Source organism: Brevibacterium pigmentatum, from assembly GCF_011617465.1.
Taxonomy (GTDB): Bacteria; Actinomycetota; Actinomycetes; order Actinomycetales; family Brevibacteriaceae; genus Brevibacterium; species Brevibacterium pigmentatum.
The window spans coordinates 3,297,615-3,315,834 of record NZ_CP050153.1; the positions used below are offsets into that span (position 1 = coordinate 3,297,615).

General features: G+C 66.5%; 14 protein-coding genes. 4 read left to right on the forward strand and 10 right to left on the reverse strand.

Translation table 11 applies throughout. From position 1 onward, the window contains the following. Positions 1-28 precede the first annotated feature (28 nt). The 9 genes from GUY30_RS14990 to GUY30_RS15030 all read right to left on the reverse strand — a co-directional run bounded on the left by GUY30_RS14990 (position 29) and on the right by GUY30_RS15030 (position 12,238). Positions 29-1,849, reverse strand: coding sequence for an ABC transporter substrate-binding protein (locus tag GUY30_RS14990; RefSeq protein WP_167199254.1), 1,821 nt, complete (start codon positions 1,847-1,849; stop codon positions 29-31). Positions 1,850-2,107: 258 nt separating this feature from the next. Further along, the gene (locus GUY30_RS14995) at positions 2,108-3,535 is read right to left on the reverse strand and encodes a type III PLP-dependent enzyme domain-containing protein (protein ID WP_167199258.1); all 1,428 of its coding nucleotides are present in this window, start codon (positions 3,533-3,535) and stop codon (positions 2,108-2,110) included. Between the two features lie 98 nt (positions 3,536-3,633). Continuing rightward, positions 3,634-5,463, reverse strand: a complete 1,830-nt coding sequence (locus tag GUY30_RS15000) for a PucR family transcriptional regulator (protein ID WP_167199261.1) — start codon at positions 5,461-5,463, stop codon at positions 3,634-3,636. Positions 5,464-5,578: 115 nt separating this feature from the next. Further along, the gene (locus tag GUY30_RS15005; RefSeq protein ID WP_228281421.1) at positions 5,579-6,313 is read right to left on the reverse strand and encodes a response regulator transcription factor; all 735 of its coding nucleotides are present in this window, start codon (positions 6,311-6,313) and stop codon (positions 5,579-5,581) included. Then, a complete protein-coding gene (locus tag GUY30_RS15010) occupies positions 6,313-7,731 on the reverse strand; it encodes a sensor histidine kinase (protein ID WP_167199264.1) in 1,419 nt (472 codons plus the stop codon). Before GUY30_RS15010 ends, GUY30_RS15005 begins: the two co-directional genes overlap by 1 nt. 103 nt (positions 7,732-7,834) lie before the next feature. Further along, complete coding sequence (gabT, locus tag GUY30_RS15015) at positions 7,835-9,199, reverse strand: 4-aminobutyrate--2-oxoglutarate transaminase (protein WP_167199267.1); 1,365 nt, start codon at positions 9,197-9,199, stop codon at positions 7,835-7,837. Positions 9,200-9,428: 229 nt separating this feature from the next. Beyond that, positions 9,429-10,634 (reverse strand): CAF17-like 4Fe-4S cluster assembly/insertion protein YgfZ, encoded by a 1,206-nt coding sequence (gene ygfZ / locus GUY30_RS15020; RefSeq protein ID WP_167199270.1) that lies wholly within the window; start codon positions 10,632-10,634, stop codon positions 9,429-9,431. Between the two features lies 1 nt (position 10,635). Beyond that, a complete protein-coding gene (locus GUY30_RS15025; RefSeq protein WP_167199273.1) occupies positions 10,636-11,238 on the reverse strand; it encodes a heme-binding beta-barrel domain-containing protein in 603 nt (200 codons plus the stop codon). Between the two features lie 196 nt (positions 11,239-11,434). Further along, positions 11,435-12,238: an ammonia permease gene (locus GUY30_RS15030; RefSeq protein WP_228281422.1), complete on the reverse strand. Its 804-nt coding sequence runs from the start codon at positions 12,236-12,238 to the stop codon at positions 11,435-11,437. Positions 12,239-12,354: 116 nt separating this feature from the next. On the opposite strand from GUY30_RS15030, the gene GUY30_RS15035 reads away from it, so the two are divergent. From GUY30_RS15035 to GUY30_RS15050, 4 genes are read left to right on the forward strand one after another with little or no spacing between them, the layout of a single operon-like run. Beyond that, complete coding sequence (locus GUY30_RS15035; RefSeq protein ID WP_228281423.1) at positions 12,355-13,248, forward strand: winged helix-turn-helix domain-containing protein; 894 nt, start codon at positions 12,355-12,357, stop codon at positions 13,246-13,248. Continuing rightward, on the forward strand, positions 13,245-14,246 hold the full coding sequence (gene mshD, locus GUY30_RS15040; protein ID WP_167199276.1) for a mycothiol synthase: 1,002 nt from the start codon (positions 13,245-13,247) through the stop codon (positions 14,244-14,246). Before GUY30_RS15035 ends, mshD begins: the two co-directional genes overlap by 4 nt. Before the next feature lie 4 nt (positions 14,247-14,250). Further along, the gene (locus GUY30_RS15045; RefSeq protein ID WP_228281424.1) at positions 14,251-16,395 is read left to right on the forward strand and encodes an RNA degradosome polyphosphate kinase; all 2,145 of its coding nucleotides are present in this window, start codon (positions 14,251-14,253) and stop codon (positions 16,393-16,395) included. Then, positions 16,392-17,366 (forward strand): NUDIX hydrolase, encoded by a 975-nt coding sequence (locus GUY30_RS15050; RefSeq protein WP_167199282.1) that lies wholly within the window; start codon positions 16,392-16,394, stop codon positions 17,364-17,366. Before GUY30_RS15045 ends, GUY30_RS15050 begins: the two co-directional genes overlap by 4 nt. Before the next feature lie 9 nt (positions 17,367-17,375). Here GUY30_RS15050 and GUY30_RS15055 read toward each other — a convergent pair whose 3' ends face one another. Then, the gene (locus GUY30_RS15055) at positions 17,376-18,185 is read right to left on the reverse strand and encodes a methyltransferase domain-containing protein (protein WP_167199286.1); all 810 of its coding nucleotides are present in this window, start codon (positions 18,183-18,185) and stop codon (positions 17,376-17,378) included. Positions 18,186-18,220: the final 35 nt, after the last annotated feature.

Genomic DNA, 18,220 nt, shown 5'->3' on the forward strand with positions numbered 1-18,220 from the left:
CGCGGCACCCGGGCTGTGGGCGTGGGGACTACTCGCGGTCGTCGGACTTCTTACGACGGCTGAGCAGCCAGCCGCCTCCGCCGAGGACGACGATGACCGCTGCCGCGATGCCGATCCAGCCGCCGGCGCCCATTCCGCCGCCGGTGGCTTCCTCCTCGCTGGCGGGTTCGACCGAGGAGTATCCCCAGTAGCCGACCTGGTTGGCGATGGCGCCGCCGTCGGAGGGCTGTTTGGTGAAGTTGTCGAACCGGTCGGAGCGGTAGGCCTCGAGCTGGTTCGGGTACCACAGCGTCACCGAGGGCGCTTCCTCGTAGTGGATGGCCAGAGCCTTCTGCACGAGGTCCTGACGCTTGGCCTTGTCGAGCTCGACGTGCTGAGCCTTGTAGAGCTTGTCGAATTCCTTGTTGCACCAGCCGTCCTGGCTGGTGCCGCCGTTGCCGTCGGCGTCGGGGCGCTGACCGCAGGTGTTGATGCTCAGCTGGTAGTCGGGATCGGGGTTGATCGACCAGCCGGAGAAGTACATGTCGTAGTCGCCCTTGGTGGTGCGTTCGGACACCGTGTCGACGTCGGAGGACTCGTTCTTCAGGTCGATGCCGATGTCCTTCATCCACGGTTTGATGAACTTCGCGGTGCTCTGCTCGATCGGCGCGTCGGCGTCGGTGAGGAAGCGCAGCTGCAGCTTCTCGCCGTCCTTCTCACGGATGCCGCCGGATCCTTCCTTCCAGCCGGCGTCGTCGAGGAGCTTTTTCGCACGGTCGACGTCGAATCCGCTGATGACGGAGTTGTCGGACTTGAGTGCCCAGTCCGGGTAGACGGCAGGAATGAAGCTCGTGGCCGGCTGGGCATAGTCCTGCATGACCTGTTTGCGCAGGGTCTCGGTGTCGATGCCGGCGCGGATGGCCTGGCGGACCTTCTTGTCCTTCAGCGCCTCGTGGCCGGTACCGAATTCCTTGCCCTTGGCGTCGGCGACGCCCGGGTTGATGGAGATTCCGTTGAAGCGGCGGCCGTTGCCGTCGTTGAGTTCGACGTTGTCCGCGTTCTCCAGCGCCGTGAACTGGTCGGGGCTGAGCCCGGTGATGAAGTCGACTTCGCCGGAGCGGATCGCCTGTACCTGCGCATCGGAGTTCGTGTAGTAGCGGTACTGGATCTCGTCGAGCTTCGGCTTGCCGCGCCAGAAGTTCGGATTCGCTTTGAGCGTGATCGACTTGTTCGCCTCGTAGCTCTCGAGCTGGAAGGGTCCCGAGCCGACGGACTTCTCATCGTTCTTGAATTCGCCGGGCTTGTCGATCTTCGACCAGACGTGCTCGGGCACGACGGGGATCTCTTGGCCGGGGTTGTTCGCCTGCGGCTTCTTCAGGGTGATCTTGACGGTGCCGTCGTCGGGGGTCTCGACCTTGTCGAAGTTCTCGACGAGGCTGCCGTTCGCCACCGCCATCTCTTCCTTCTCCATCATCTGGTTGTAGGTCCAGGCGACGTCTTTCGAGGTCAGCGGTTCACCGTCGGACCATTTCATGTCCGGACGGATCGTGTAGGTCCAGACCTTGCCCTCGGAGTCCGTGTTCCATTCGGTGGCGAGCCCCTCGGTGATCGAACCGTCCTTGGCGTCGTTGGCCACAAGGTTCTCGTACATGTACCGGAAGGTGTTCGTCGGCACGAGGTAGAAGGAGGTGAATGGGTTGAAGGAGTCGATGAATCCGTCGGTGGCGATCCGCAACACGTTGTCGGAGGCCGGAGCCGGCGAGGTGGCGGCCTGTGCCGGTGAGGCGGCCATCGATCCGGCAAGAGCCAGTGCTGCGACGCCGGCCAGGCATCGCTGCCAGCCCCTGCGCAGTGAGTGTGAAGTGAACATCTTTGTCTTTCTTCTCGTGCGGTGATTCACTTGTCCTCCTCTGACCCGGGCGAATCGGAGTGTTCTCCCGGGTCAGAGCAGATGTGTTCTCCATCACTCTACGTTCGAAGTGAGGTGAAAACGGCACAACAACACACAAATCTGCTTGCCGATCACTGTGCAGATGCCACAGGCGGCCCGAAATCAGCTGCCTCGTGCGATCTCGACGCCAACTGCCTCGTGCGATCTCGAAATCAGCCCCCTGGTGCGACCTCGACATCAGCCGACGTGCGCGGTCTGTTCGGCAGAGGAGTGACTGCTGTCCGGACTCAGCGGGCGCAGTTCGGGCTCCCCCGCCTCGGCGAGGATTTCAGCGACCGCCTGCCCGCGGCGGATGAGGCTGAACTCGATGCCGCCGTCAGTAGCGGTGCGGTAGCCGAAGATCGGCACACGCGGGAGCAGGTTGTAGGAGAACGGGTTCGAGAAGTAGTAGGCACCCGTCTCGGGCACGGCCACGAGGTCACCGGCGTCGAGCCGCGGCAGCATCCGCTCCCGGGCCAGGAGATCTCCGGAGAAGCAGGCGGGACCGGCGACGTCGGTCGGGACGATCTCGGTGTCGGCCGCTTCGGCGATCTTGGGGTTTCCGTCCGGGGTGAACGGCAGGATCCGCAGGGGCCAGTCGTTCGGGGCATAGGCGGTGCGGGTGGCGACCTGGACGCCGGCCTGGGTCATGACGATGCGGCGCCCGCCGGTGGTCTTCGCGTATTCGACGCGGGTGAGGATGGTCCCGGCCTTGGCGAGGAGGGCGCGGCCGAATTCGGTGACGATGTCGAAGTCGAACAGGCTCGGCACCTGCTCCTCGAGCACCGCGCGGTAGTCGGCGAAGGTCGGGGTGACGTCCTCGCCGTCGAAGTTCACCGATAGTCCCCCGCCGATGTCGATGCGCGAGATCCGGCGGGCCCCGGCGCGGGCGTTGATCTCCTCGGCGAGGTCGACGGCGGCGCGGATTCCGACGGCGGCCTTGTCGAGGCTGATGCCCTGCGATCCCGAGTGGACGTGGATCTGGTTCAGCCAGGGGCGGGCGAGGTAGGCTTCGATGAGGGCTTCTCTGGCGCCCGGGTCGGCAAGTCCGATACCGAACTTCGAGGTCTCCGTGGCGGTGCTCAGGGCGCCGATCGCGCCCGTGCCCGACTGCGGATTGATGCGGACCCCGATCCGCGCCGAGGCGGCCGTGGCAGTTGTGCTGTTCCGTTCGGCCAGGATCGAGTCGAGGCGGGCGAGTTCGTCGAAGTTGTCGGCGTTGATCGAGACGCCGAGGTCGACGGCTCGGCGCAGTTCGGCCCAGGTCTTGGCCGGGGAGTCGAAGACGATGCGGTCAGGGGCGAACCCGGCCGAGAGGGCGAGTTCGAGTTCGCCGGGGCTGGCGACTTCGCACCCGGCTCCGGCGTCGGCCAGCCGGCGCAGCAGCGACGGCAGCGGCACCGCCTTGCAGGCCACCGCGTGGAGCACCTCGCGATCCGATTCGAATGCCGACGTCAGCCGATCGAAGGCGGTGTCGACCCAGTCGAGGTCCATGAGCCCGAGCACGGCAGACTCGTCGCTCAGCTCGGGCACGGTACCCGACGGTGTGGGTGAGGCGCTGTTCTCTGCGATCGTTCGGACTGCTCGGGCGCGACGGTTCGGAATCGCATGGTGGTGGCTGGGCATAACATCCTTTGTTCGAGGTCTGTTGTCACTTTAGGACGGCTGACCTCGGAGAACGGACGATTATTCGCCAATCTTCGCGCGCGCTGATTGTAGGTTTCTCACGACCGGTCGTGAGCGAGCACCGAGAGTTCGAGCCAGAGCCTTTCGGCCGGCTCCGCCGTCGAGAGGCCGGTGATCTCCTCGATGCGGCCGAGGCGGTGTCGCAGCGAATTCGTGTGCACATGAAGTCGGCGCGATGCCTCGGCCGAGTTGCCGACCGTGGCGACGTAGACGCGCAGGGTCTCGAGCAGGCTGCCGTTGTGCTGCCCGTCGTGTGCGGCCAATGCCTGCGCTGGCCCGAGCACTCTGCCGATCATCGGCTCGTCTGCGGACAGCAGCACGTCGGCGACCTGCAGACCGACAACGCTCGCTGCGACGTCACGGATGGTCGCGCCGAGGATCCTGCCGTGGGCGCTCGGACTTCCGTAGGTGCCCGACCTCTTCTGTGTCCTCTCGTCCGCACTTCCATCCTCATTGGCACCAGAGTCGTCCCCGGTGCCGTCTCGCACGGCGTCGACGACGTACGCGGCTTCGGTCCACGATCGGTGCACGGCATCGAGGCGGTCGACCGGTGTGCCGACTCCGAAGCACAGGGTCTCCGACTTCGGCAGGGACCGGCGCAGGGCGGCGATGACGTGGTCGCGCACCTGATCGGCGGTGGTCGGCTCGCTCATCTGCACCAACGCTGCGAGGTGCACTCGTTCCCCGGCCGCCGATCGTCTCGCACCGGCCTGTGCGGAGACCGCGCGAGCAGAGCCGGCGGGCGCAGGCCCGACGGCCGCCGAACCAGCACGGGAAGGACCGGCGCCGGCGGAGCTCACGTGCGCGAGCACGGCATCGGCGAAGGCGGCCCGCAGATGGAACCGCAGGACAGGTTCTCGGTCGGGGGCCACCTCGGTGAAGGCGAGGACACAGAAGCTGCCCGCGAACGGCAGCGAAAGCAGAGTCGCCGAGGGCCCGAGGTCGGCCGAACCGGCGAGGATCGCGGCGAGCGCTTCCCGGCGGATGCGCTTCTCGAACGGTGACCGGCGCAGGGTCCGCAGCATCACGGGCAGGGCCGCGCGGGCGGCATCGCGCAGCACCTCGCGCAGCGGTGCGGGGTCGACCTCGGTCGGATAGGCCGCCCAGATCGTGCCGATGAGTTCGCCCTCGCTGCGCAGGGCGATGACCGACCGGGCCGGTGACGTGCCTTCGGCGGGGCGTTCGACGACGTCGGTCGAACGGCGGACCGTGTCGAGGAACCCGGATTCCTCAAGCTCGGCGATCCGCCAGTCGGGAATGGCCCCGGACAGGATCGTCTCGCGTCGGATCTCATCGAGTTCGTCGCCGAGGTTGGCATGAGCGAGCACTCGTGAGGCCGGGTCTTCGATCGTGATCGACGCACCGGTGGTTTCAGCGATGACGGCGGCCAGGGCGCTGAGGTCGTCGACGTCGGGCCAGGCCAGGGCGCTCGTCGCACCTTCGGTGAGCTGCCGCAGATGCACGAGGATCTCCGACCAGGTCACATGGGGTGAGCGTTCGAGGAGGACCGGCACATCGCCCGCGCTCCCCCGCAGGTCGACCCCGTCGCCGAGGTGGCTGTGCGTTCCGGACGGAACGACGAGGGCGGCGGCTCCCGCATAGGCGGTCAGCACGGCATCGAGTCCGGCAGAGCTGCGCACCGGTTCGGTGGCAAGGACGACGGTGCCGGCCAGGGAGGCGTGGCCGGCCGCCTCGGCGGGCGAAGCGGTGTGCGGTGCGGCCGACGAATCGGTGGGAGCCTTCGGCAGATCGAACCCGAATTCGACGCGAGTGATCGCGACGTCGTCAGCCGTTTCGGTCAACGGCAGGAGGAGCCCCTCCGTGTCCCGGATGAGGCGGGACAGTCGCGGGCTCGCGGTGTCGGTCATGCTCCCACTGTAGTCAACGGGCGACCCCGGTCGGGAGGGGCAGTTTCGACGGGGCCGGCCGCCTCGGCGAGGTGGGAGTGAGCCAGACGGGCAGGGCCGCCTCGGCGGGGGTGGGTCATTCCGGGGAGAAGAATTTGAACTGCAGCGCGCGGACGACGAGCTGAGCGAGGTTGCGCGCGCCCAGTTTGATGCGCAGGTTGCGCGCGTGCGATTTCACGGTGGACATGGCCACGGATTGGGCGGCGGCGATCTCCTCGTAGCCGTGGCCCTGGCAGAGCAGGGTGAGCAGCTCCATCTCGCGAGCGGTCAGCCGCGGAGCCTCGCCGGGGGCATCGGGCAGGTGGTCACCGCTGATGACGATGTCCTCGGCCAGTCCTCTGAGCAGTTCGGGGCTCTCCCCCGCCGAGGCGGCCCGCACGATCGAGACGAGTTCCCTCTCCCCGGCCATCTTGTTGAGAACGGCGAGTGCGCCGGCCTCGAGCCCGCGGGCGATTCCGGGGCCGGGTGACACGGTCGTCAGCAGCACGATGCGGGCGTCGGGGTCGAGGTCCATGATCGCCGCGGTCGCATCGACGCCGTTCATTCCCGGCGGCATGTTGACGTCCATGAGGACGAGGTCGGGACGCTGGGCTGCGAAGGCGGCGATGGCCTCTTCGCCGGAGTGGACGGGGTCGAGGACACGGAAGGAACCCGCATCGGTCAGCGCCGCTCCGACCGCCCGCGTCGTCCATGAATCGTCATCGATGACGAGGACGGAGGTGTGGTCGGTGGATTCCGAGGTCATGACTTTACTGGTCGACTGAGCGGTCGCCGGAGTCGCGTCCGAGACCGTGTTTGGGCGCGACGTCATCAGGCGTCGACCTTGTCGCGGTCGCCCTTCGTGCGGCGGTCGTCGGTGCTGAGGTCGGTCTTCCCGTCAGCAGCGTCGGCGGAGACAGCAGTGCCGGAGTCAGCGGAGCTGGCGGGCCCAGTGATCGGAACAGACGCTGTCGTCGCACCGGCCGCCTCGGGGCTGGCGTCGAAGTCGTCATCGACGACGTCGATCATGGCTTCGTCGGAGGCAGCCGACACGGAACCGGAGATGAAACGGATCGGCAGGGCCACCTCGACGACGGTTCTCTTCTGGTCATCCGCGCCCACCCGGCAGACGCCGCCCATGGCCGTGGCACGGCGCGACAGCGACCGCGGCGCCTGGGTCAGCTCGGTCGGGGATTCGTTCGTGCTGCGGCAGAGCAGCTCGGCACGGTCACCGCTGCCACCGCGCATTTCGACGGCGAGGGTGGACGGGGTGCCCGGAGCGGAGTGGCGGATGACGTTCGTGGCGAGCTCGAGCATGACAGCTCGGAAATGGTGCGACAGGGTGCCGCTCGCATGGGTCGGCAGCGGGGAGAGTGCGGTGGTCAGCGGAACGGAACCGGCCGCGCACCCGTCTTCGATCGCGGTCGTCAGCTGCTCCGCCTCGGCGCGGAATCGGATCCGGGAGGTCGCGGAGTCCCCGGTGCAGCTTTCGGTCTCCCACTTGCTCAGGCTCGTCACCAGCTGCCGGAGGCGTTTGGTGGCTTCGGCATTGACCAGCGCCAGCTCGGCGAGGAGGCGGTCCGCTGTCTCGGAATCGCTTTCCCTTGCCAGGGTGCGGATGATCGCGGACTCGGTGGTCAGCGAGTGCGAGATGGTGTCGTGCATATCGCTGGTGAACCGGGCGCGCATGGCATCGAGGGACTTCTGGTGATCGACTGCAGCACGTTCGCGGCGGTCGATCTCGCTGCGGATGCGGGCCTCGACGAAGGACGCGCACAGGCCGAGGATCGAGTAGGTCAGCCAGCCGTAGCCTAAGTCGGTGAGTCCTTCGAAACCGGCGTCATAGGATCCGAGCCGGGTCGAGGCGCCGAGGTAGACGGCCAGTCCGATGGTGCCGAGGGCGAAGCCGATCCAGCGGCGGCGGCTGATGAGGACCGCGGTGGCGAGGATGAGCGCCTCGGGGAACATGTTCTCGAGATCCGGGTAGAGCATGGAGAATCCGATGCCCAGACCGGTCGTTGCGATGACGATGCTCAGCGGCAGGAAGCTGGCTAAGACGACGAGTCCGTAGGCGAGGATGAGCAGGCCTGCGTAGCGGGGTTCGGTGATCTCGAAGGAACCGGGCACGAGGATCGTCAGCCCCATGATGAGGGCGAGCAGACGGATCGGCAGATCGATGAAGCGCGGTCCCCTGAGGAAGTTCCACACCCGGGACGGGACGCCGGTCGATCCGTCGATGTCTGAAGTCATGGCCCCTATTGTGCTACAACTGTATTCCCCGAACTACCTGACGGCGGCCCAGCAACCTCGCGCGAGGTTGCTGGGCCGCCGTCAGGTAGCAATTGGGGGTGGATTAACCTAGGAGCTCTGTGAGGCCTGCCTCGATGACGTCGAAGGCGTCGTGGAGGAGCTCGTCGGAGATCGTCAGCGGCGGCAGGAAGCGCAGGATGTTGCCGAAGGTTCCCGTGACGAGCACGAGGACGCCGTTCTTCGCACAGTAGTCCGCGACCTTCTTGACCAGGTCCGCGTTCGGCTCGATCGAGTCGTGCTCGACGAACTCGGCGGCGATCATGGCTCCGCGTCCGCGGATGTCGCCGACCTCGGGGTACTTCGACTGCAGCTTCGTCAGACGGTCGACGAGGATCTCGCCGATGTGCCCGGCCCGATCGGCCAGTCCGTCCTCTTCGTAGGCTGCGATCGCGCCGAGGGCAGCGGCACAGGCGGTGGGGTTGCCGCCGTAGGTTCCGCCGAGGCGGCCCGGTCCGACCGAGTCCATGATGTCCGCACGACCGGTCACGGCCGACAGCGGCAGACCGCCGGCGATGCCCTTGGCCGTGGTGATGAGGTCGGGCACGATGCCCTCCCATTCGGAGGCGAACATCTTGCCGGTGCGCGCGAAACCGGCCTGCACTTCGTCGGCGACGAAGACGATGCCCTTTTCGCGGGCGTAGTCGACGAGCGTGGGCAGGAAGCCCTCGGCCGGAACGATGAAGCCGCCCTCACCCTGGATGGGTTCGATGACGATCGCGGCGACGTACTCGGAGCCGATCTGCTTCTCGATCATCGTGATGACGCGCTTGGCCGCGTCCTCACCGCTGATCTTCGTGCCGGCCGCGTCGTTGTCGCGGTACGGGTAGGACATGGGTGCGCGGTAGACCTCACCGGCAAAGGGACCGAAGCCGGCCTTGTAGGGGGCGGCCTTCGCGGTCATCGCCATGGTCAGATTCGTCCGGCCGTGGTAGGCGTGGTCGAAGACGACGACGGCATCGCGGCCGGTGTGGGCGCGAGCGATCTTCACAGCGTTCTCGACAGCCTCGGCACCGGAGTTGAGCAGCACGGTGCGCTTCTCGTGATCACCGGGGGTCAGACGGTTGAGAGCTTCGGCGACCTCGACGTAGCTCTCGTACGGGTTGACCATGAAGCAGGTGTGGGTGAAGGCCTCGAGCTGGGCCTTCGCGGCCTCGACCACGCGGGGGTTCGAGTTGCCGGCCGTGGTCACGGCGATTCCCGATCCGAGGTCGATGAGCTGGTTGCCGTCGGCGTCCTTGAGGATGCCGCCGCCGGCCGCCACCACGTAGGCGGGCAGGCTCGAGCCGACACCGGTCGCCACTGCTGACTTGCGACGTTCCTCGATCTCACGGGACTTCGGTCCCGGAATCTCGGTGACGATCTTACGTTCCTGCGGCAGAGCTTCGCCGCCAATCTCCAAAGCTGTCATAAGGGGAGAATAGGGGCAAACGACGGTTTTTGTCACTTGCCGTCCGAGGGCTGAGCACAACCGCCCTCCGCGGAGAGACGAACCCGTTGGTTCGGCACCGATCGGGTACGGAATCCGTTGCCGTGCCCCGCCCGCCGATTCCTCGTCTCGGGCCGCGGAAATCGGCCCTCGATTCCTCGTTTCGAACCGCGCCCGGCACTCACCTTGAACTGCGGTCGCGCGCCTGGAATCAGCGGTTCTGGCTGCGGGCGTCGACGTCCTTGTTGCGTGCCGGAAGCACGCGCTCGTGTTCGCGCATCGGCACGACGATCGTCTCCTGAGCACCGATGACGCGTTCGCCGTCGCCGATTTCGAAGCTCAGCTGCGCCTCGGGGGCCAGGTTCCGCTTGACCACGGCCAGACCGATCGGTCCGAGCTCCCAGTGCACGGTCACCGAGGTCAGAGTACCCACGGATCGTTCGGACCCGCGGACCTCGGCGAGCGCCTCGGTGCCGGGATCCGGGGCGATATGCCCGGACCCGTCGAGATGAACGAAGGTCAATCGCCGAGGCGGCTGACCGAGATTGTGAACGCGGGCCACCGCTTCCTGACCCCGGTAGCAGCCCTTGGCCAGGTGCACGGCCGTGCGCAGCAGGTCGAGTTCGCCGACGAGGGCTTTGTGGTCGATCTCGTTCCGGCCCGGCCGCCACGCGGCGATTCGCAGCGCCTCCCAAGCGTCGAAGCCGGCCATGTCGAAGCTGTTCGCAGACAGTCCCTGCAGGTCGGAGCGCTTGACGATGCCGATGACGAACGGAGTCTCGAGCCCGGGGTGGTCGGTGCCGGCGACGTCCTTGCCGATGTCGATCTGCGCATAGGAGGCCGAACCGCTGCCGATATGCGGCCATGGGTCGGACCAGGTCCGGGTGACGGGCAGAGCTTCCGGCAGTGAGGTGATGGCGCCGAAGCACTGGTAGTCGTCGCTGAGGTCCTCGATCTCAACACGCATCATGAAGACCATCTTGCGCAGGAAGTCCAGGGTTGCGTCGGTGTCGAGATCGCTGATCGCCCACAGAGCCTCACCGTCGTCGACGAGCCTGAGCCAGCCCTCGATGCGACCGTTCGGGTCGAGCACGAGGGTTTCGGTGGACACACCGGGCGCCAGGTTGTCGATCTTCTGCGTGGTGATCGAGTTCAGCCAGGTCAGACGGTCGGGTCCGTTCAGACGCAGCACGCGGAGGTGGGCGAGGTCGACGAGACCGTCCTTCTCCGCGAGCACCCGCTGCTCACGCAGGGAGGCTCCGTAGTGGATGGGCGTCTCGGCGAGGCCGCCGGCCCCGAGCACCGCGGTCGAGCTCAGTCCGCGCGCCAGCGACGAACGTCGGACCGCCTCGGCGGGGGTGTTCTCCGGCGACGGCGAATCGGAGGTTTCAGAATTCGGCGACACTGGATCAGTCATCTTAAGACAGCTTCTTCAATCTGGCAGAGGAGTGTGAGGCGAGTTCGTGGCCCATTGCTGCCATGTCCCAGGCCCACATGAGTTCGCCGCCGACGAGGCCGTACATCCGCGTCGAGGCGGTGTATTCCTTCGCGGTCTTGGTTCGGGCCACGACGTCGGTGGCCAGGTCGATGCGCGGGCCCTTGACCGTACCGGCGTAGAGTTCCATGACTCCGTGCGGGTGAACGATCTCGGCTTCGATCTCGAAGGCGTCATCGTTCGTGCGCAGGGTCTCGACCGCGGCGGCCGAGGTGAAGCTCTGCGGTTCGGTCGGCACCATCATCCCCGGGCCGACGTCGCCGTCGTCGTGCTGGCGCACGAGCTGCCAGATTCCGGTCTCGAGAGTCAGAGTCGACTCAAGTTCACCGGATTCGCTGAGCAGCCACGCATGCGCGGTGTACTGCAGGAAGGGCGTGCCCTCATGGGCGACGAAGTCGATGCGCTGGCCGAACTGCTTCTCAGGAGTGTCCGCATAGCCGACGACACCGACGCCTTCCCACGACCCGATCAGCCAGGACAGCGGGACGAGCTCGGGATGGACCGAGGCATCGAGTTCGATCACCATAAGGGATCAGCGGTTGTCTTTGAACAGCGCCGTGACGACCTTGATCCCCACACCCAGGGCACCGAGAGCGGCAACGCCGACGAGGCTGGTGAAGACGATTTCGAGAGCAACAAGATTTTCCATGCTCCCAGTCTACAGTTCCTGACAAAGTGATGTGCATCCAGCCCGGGGCCGCGGAACAGAGCCGCCGCCCAGATCAGGAGGCGATGCGTTCGAGAGCGTAGACGACGACTCCGCCGAGTGCGATCGGAGCGGCACCGAGGGCAAGCTGGACGGCGAAGCTGCGCGCCTTCTCGACGTTCTTCTTCACCTCGATGTTCTGCGAGGCTTCGAGATTCGCGGCCTGGAACTTCGCATACGCTACGAGCCCGAGCATCCGATCGACCGCCGCCACGAGCAGACCCATGACCACACCGAGGACGAGCGCAGTGGCCAGGGAGATCGCCGAGGCGAACACGAGCACCGACAGGATCCCCGCCACGGCCGTGGACATGGCGATGGCCAACGGCGAGGTGTAGATCGCCGGCCACGGCAGCGCGGTCATGCACTGCGCCACGATGAGCGAGGCGAGGCCGATGACGATGGCCTCCTTGTCACCGGGGACCGTGATCGCCGCGACCCAGGTGCTCGCGGACAGGACGATGACGAGACCGGAGACCTGAGCGGACACGTTCGCCACCGCATAGGAGGCGCCGATTCCGCGCGTGAGGTTCTGCACGAAGGTCCACAGCAGACCCAGGCCGGCCAGCACGGGCAACCAGTCGAGGTAGGGAGCCGTGGAATCCTGCCAGGCGGCGTAGAGTCCGCCGACTCCGAAGAGGGCGAGCATGATCGAGGTCGCCCGCGGCTGCGGCGAGTCCGTCAGGCGCGGCCATCCATAGGCGACGCCGAGGACGATGAGCCCGGTCGCCAGCAGGAACAGCGTATACCCCCAGTACACGGAGGCACTCAGGGACAACACCAGCACCAAGGCGACGGCTACTCGAATCCATCTGATCACAGCACTATCGTGCCTTATCCGGCGACACCCACGGTAACCACCCCGTGGTCGTGCGTCGGTGCCGTCCCCGTCGCCTCGCTATAATCTTCCCTAGACGACGGGCGCCGAGGAGGTGGATGCAGCACATGCGGATTCTGCACATCTGCCCCACGGCCAGGCTCGACGCTCCGCTCGCCCCCGAATCCCTGCAGTACCTCGGCCATCGGATCGACCGCTGCGGCCCCGATGACCTCCCCGACCGTTCCGATTCCGCTGCGGTCGATGTCGTCATCGCCGACGCTTGCCTCGACCTGTCCCTGGCCCCGCGGATCTCTGAACTCCTCGCCGAGGCGCGGATCACCGCGCCTATCATCGTCGTTCTCGGCGAAGGCGGGCTGGCGACGGCCTCGGCGAAATGGAACGTCGCCGACCTCATCCTCACCACGGCCGGCCCCGCCGAGGTGGAAGCGCGGCTGCGCGTGGCCCGTGACCGTTACGTCGCCTCTTCGTCCACCCACTCCGGCGGATTCCCCGGTGGGACGCATTCCGGATCCGGCCGCCTCGGCGCGAACGGCAGCACTGGAGGCTGGGGACCGGTGCGCACCGGCCGCGGTCCCGCCGGCCGGGGCAGCGGATACGGAGAGTCCGGCCGCCAAGGCGCTGCGGGTGATGGACTCTGGAATGCCGACGGCGAACCGATGGTCGTCGTCACCGGCGACCTGCGCATCGACGAGACCGCGTTCACCGCCGAGCTCGGCGGCCGCAGCCTCGACCTCACCTACCGAGAGTTCGCCCTGCTGAAATTCTTCGCGATGCATCCCGAACGCGTCTTCACCCGCGACGAGATCCTGCTCGCCGTGTGGGGCGACGACTACTTCGGCGGTACCCGCACCGTTGACGTGCATGTTCGCCGCCTCCGTGCGAAACTCGGCAAAGACCTTGAGAACGCCATCCACACCGTACGCAACGTCGGCTACCGCTTCAGCGCCGACAGCGTCACGGACACAGATTCAGAGGACGTGACGGCATGAGAATCCAGGCCAGCGGGGCAATCGCCTCCACACCGATCGACACCCTCACCGAGGATGTGCTCAAATTCCTCGACGATGTGGCGGCGACCGATGGCGCTCCCGAGATCTCCGGCGGACTCATGGCCATCGCCACCGGTGAGGACACCGCCCACGAAGCACAGACCGCCTCGAGCGTGTGGCGCATCTATGCCGGCGACGACACTCGCGACAACTCCGGTAACAGCGCCGGCGACCTCATCGGCTTCGGAATCCGCGCCCTGCAGGGCGATCGTCACGCCGCCGAATTCCTCATCGCCCCCGACCACCGCGGCCAGGGCCTCGGCGAGCGGCTGCTGGCGACGATCCTCGACGAAGAACCCGACGCCTGGTGCTGGTCGCACGGTGACCATCCAGCGGCCAAGCACCTCGCGCAGAAGCACGGGCTCGGCCGTGACCGGGTGCTCTATCAGATGCGCACCGACACCGGACTGAGCCTCGACGCCCTGCCCGAGACCCAGAGTCCAGAGGGAGTCGAGATCCGCTCCTTCGCTCCCGGCGACGAGGACGGCTGGTTGTCGGTGAACAACTCCGCATTCGACTGGCATCCCGAACAGGGCGGCCAGACCCGCGCCGATATCGACGCCGTCGTCACCGCCGCGGACTTCGACCCCGACACCTTCATCATCGCCGCCCGCGACGGTGAGGTGATCGGATTCCACCAGACGAAGATCACGGATACGGAGACCGAGGGCCGCCTCGGCGAGGTCTATGTGGTCGGTGTCGATCCGCGCATTCACGCCAAGGGCGTGGGCAAGGCGCTGACGGTCGAGGGCATGCGACGGATGGTGGCCGCCGGAGCCGAGACAATCGAACTCTACGTCGAATCGGACAACGCCCCGGCGCTAGGCTTGTACGAGCGGCTGGGCTTCCATGTCGCGGTCGCGCACGTGGCCTATGCACCGGCCTCCGCGGAGTCCACCGGCACCGATTCCGGCACCGCGCCGAACGAGAAGGAGTAGAGCGTTGTACGACATCGCAGCCTCGGGCAGGGAACTGGGCCTGCCCGAACCGGCAGATCGTTTCCTCGATCGCGAACTCAGCTGGCTGGCCTTCAACGAACGCGTCCTCGACCTCGCCTCGGATCCGGAGATCCCGCTGCTCGAACGCGTCCGGTTCCTCTCGATCTTCGCGACCAACCTCGACGAGTTCTTCATGGTCCGCGTCGCCGGCCTCAAACGCCGCATCAACACCGGACTGGCCGTGCCCAGCGTCACCGGCCGCATGCCCGCGCAGGTCATGCACGATATCGGAGTGCGCGCATTCGAACTGATGAGCCGGCACGCCGCCCTGCTCAAAGACGATATCGGGCCCCGCCTCGACACGGAATCGATCACGAAGGTCCAGGTTGAAGACCTCACCGAGGATGAGCGGCACCGCGTCGACGAATTCTTCTTCGGCCACGTCTATCCCGTCCTCACCCCGCTGGCCGTCGACCCGGCCCACCCGTTCCCCTATATCTCGGGCCTCTCGCTCAACCTCGGCGTGCTCCTGCGCGCGCCGGAGACGGGCAAGGAGTTCTTCGCCCGCGTCAAGGTTCCCCCGCGTCTGCCCCGGTTCTTCAACGTCGCCGAGGCGACCGACCGACCCGCCGGACGCGACGTCCCCGCCCGCTTCGTCGCCCTCGAGGACATCATCGCCGAACACCTCGGCACCCTCTTCGACGGCATGGAGATCGTCCACCATTCGACCTTCCGCGTCACCCGCAACGAGGACCTCGAGGTCGAGGAGGACGATGCGGAGAACCTGCTCAAGGCACTGGAGAAGGAGCTCCTGCGCAGGCGCTTCGGTCCTGCCGTGCGGATGGAGATCACGGAGAACATCCACCCCCGGGTCCTGCAGATGCTCAAGGACGAATTGGGCATCCACGATTCGGAGATCTACCACTTGCCCAGCCCCTTGGACCTGTCGGGAATGTCCGATATCGCCGATGTGCCGCGCGATGACCTGCACTATCCGAAGATGGTCCCGCAGATGAACAAGGACCTGTCGCTGCGGGAGTCCAGCGACCAGGTCGACGTCTTCGACGCGGTGGCCAGCCGGGACATCCTGCTGCATCACCCCTACGATTCGTTCTCCACGAGTGTGCAGGCCTTCCTCGAGCAGGCCGCGTCGGACAAGAACGTCCTGGCGATCAAGCAGACGCTCTACCGCACCTCCGGAGATTCGCCGATCATCGATGCCCTCGTCGATGCCGCGCAGTCCGGAATCCAGGTACTCGCCGTCGTCGAGATCAAGGCTCGATTCGATGAGGAGGCCAACATCACGTGGGCCCGCAAGCTGGAGCGCGCAGGAGTCCACGTCGTCTACGGAATCGTCGGGCTCAAAACTCATGCGAAGCTCTCCCTCGTCGTCCGCCAGGAGGCCGACGGGCTGGCCCGGTACTGCCACGTCGGCACCGGCAACTACCATCCGAAAACCGCGCGCGGCTACGAGGACTTCGGCCTGCTGACTCGCGATCGGGGCGTGGCGGATGATCTGACGAAGCTGTTCAACCAGCTCTCCGGCTACGCACCCAAGTCCGAATACTCCCGGTTCCTCGTCGCCCCCAGCAATGTGCGCACCGGACTCATCGACCTCATCGAATCCGAGATCGCGATCGCACAGTCCGGCGGACAGGGACAGGTGCGGATCAAGGTCAACTCGATCGTCGACGAGGCCGTCATCGATGCCCTCTACCGGGCGTCGCAGGCCGGGGTCACCGTCGAAGTCTTCGTCCGCGGCATCTGCGCCCTGCGCCCGGGCATCGAAGGACTGAGCGAGAACATCACCGTGCGGTCCGTGCTCGGACGCTTCCTCGAGCACTCCCGCGCCTTCGTCTTCGGCAACAGCGGCGACCCGCTCGTCTACATCGGTTCGGCTGATATGATGCACCGCAACCTCGACCGTCGGGTCGAAGCTCTCGTGCAGATCGTCGACGACGGTCACCGGGCGGAGATCATCGAACTCTTCGATCTCGCCTTCGCCCCGACCACCTCGGCGTTCGACCTGGCCGGCGACGGCCGATGGACACGGCGGACCCACGACGACGAGGGCAACCTCCTCGGCGACTATCAGACGGAGCTCATCCGTCGGCACCGGATGCGTCGGCGAATCGGGGATGAGGCGTGAGCCCGTCCGAGGTCTCTTCGGCGCAGGCGTCATCACGCGTCACGGCCGATGTCCTGGCCGCCGGGGCCGTGTGCTGGAGACAGGGTCCGAAAGGTCTCGAGGTGGTGCTCATCCACCGCCCGAAGTACAACGACTGGTCGTGGCCCAAAGGCAAGGTCGACCCGGGAGAGACCCTGCCGGAGGCCGCGATCCGCGAGGTCAAGGAGGAGACGGGGTTCGACATCCACCTCGGCATCCCTCTGCCCTCCGCCGAATACACGGTCGGCAGGAACACGCTGAAGAAGGTCTTCTACTGGTCGGCCGAAGTCAAGGACGAGGCTGACTTCGCCCCGGTCAACAAGCGGGAGGTCGACACTGCCGCGTGGTTCCCGGTCGACCAGGCGCGGGCGAAGCTGACGTCGTACTCGGATCGGGAGCAGCTCGACGCTTTGGAGAAGTTCGCGCAGACGGATGCTCTGCGGGCGTGGCCGCTCATCCTCGTCCGCCATGGGAAGGCGTTCCCGCGTGCGAAATGGTACGAGACCGAGCACGTGCGTCCGCTGCTCAAACTCGGCACCAGGCAAGCCATGGCGCTGACCGGTCTGTTGGGGGCCTGGGGTGTCCGCAAGCTCGCCTCGAGTCCATGGAAGCGGTGCATGGCGACGCTGACCCCGCTGTCCGCGGCGACGGGAAAATCGATCAAGAAGGTGTCGACGCTCAGCGAGAAGGCGACCGCTGCGAATCCGGACAAGACCGTCCGCTATATCGAGAAGCTGCTGGCAAAGGGCAAACCGATCATCTACTGCACGCACCGGCCGGTGCTGCCGACGATCTTCTCCGTCTACGCCGCCCATTCCCCGAAACGTGTCGAGGCGAAGCTGCCGAAAGACGATCCGTACCTCAAACCCGGCGAGGTCCTCATCGCCTATGTGCGCCCCGGACCGGTGCCGCGCATCGTCGAGATCGAACGCGTCCGCCCCATCGACAGTTGATCGGAGCGCTCAGTCGACTGTGCAGTACGCGCCGTACAACAGCGGCCCGAGGAGGGTGGCGTCCTCGGCATCCAGCTCGGCGGTCAGGCGCTGCGTGAGCGAGTCGATTCCGATCTCGTCGGCGCTCACGATCCCCTGCTGTTCGAGATGGGGCAGCAGTCCGGCCAGGGCGTTCACCCAGCCGAAGCTGGGCGCCTCTTCTCCGCCGCCCAACGGTGCGCTCAAGCTCAGGTGCGGGTCGGGCAGACCGGCGGAACGGTATGCGGCGAAGAGGTCCCGTCCCATCCTGCCGTGGATCCCGACAGCCTCGAACGCCTGCAGAATCAATTCTCTCACTCGTCTCACCAGCGGCGTGTCCACGCTCGCCCACTCCTGGGTGACGTCGAACTCGTGCATGACCAGCAGGCCTCCTGGACACAGGTGGCGTCCGAGTCGCTCCAACGCTTCGACGGGGTTGCCGAGATGCATGAGCACGGCCCTGCCGACGATCGCATCGAACTGCCGGTCGAGGTCGAGGGAGTCGAGGTCCGCCTCGGCGAATTCGATCTCTTGCCGATGTCCCAGCCGGTCGCGGGCCCCGTCGAGTGCTTCGGGATTACGGCCGACGGCGAGCACCTGTCCGTGGGGACCGACGAGATCGGCGGCGATGGCGGCAACGTGTCCGGCACCGGTGCCGATGTCGAGGACGCTCATGCCCGCAGTGATTCCCGCTTCGATGTGCAGCTGTCTGGTCAATGGGTCGAGCACGACCGACTGGTCGCGCAGTCGGGAGTGTTCGCTCTCGGACTCGCCGAGGACGTATCGATTCTGTTCCTTCATGGCAGCGACCGTAGGGACACAGGTCGGACCGGGGC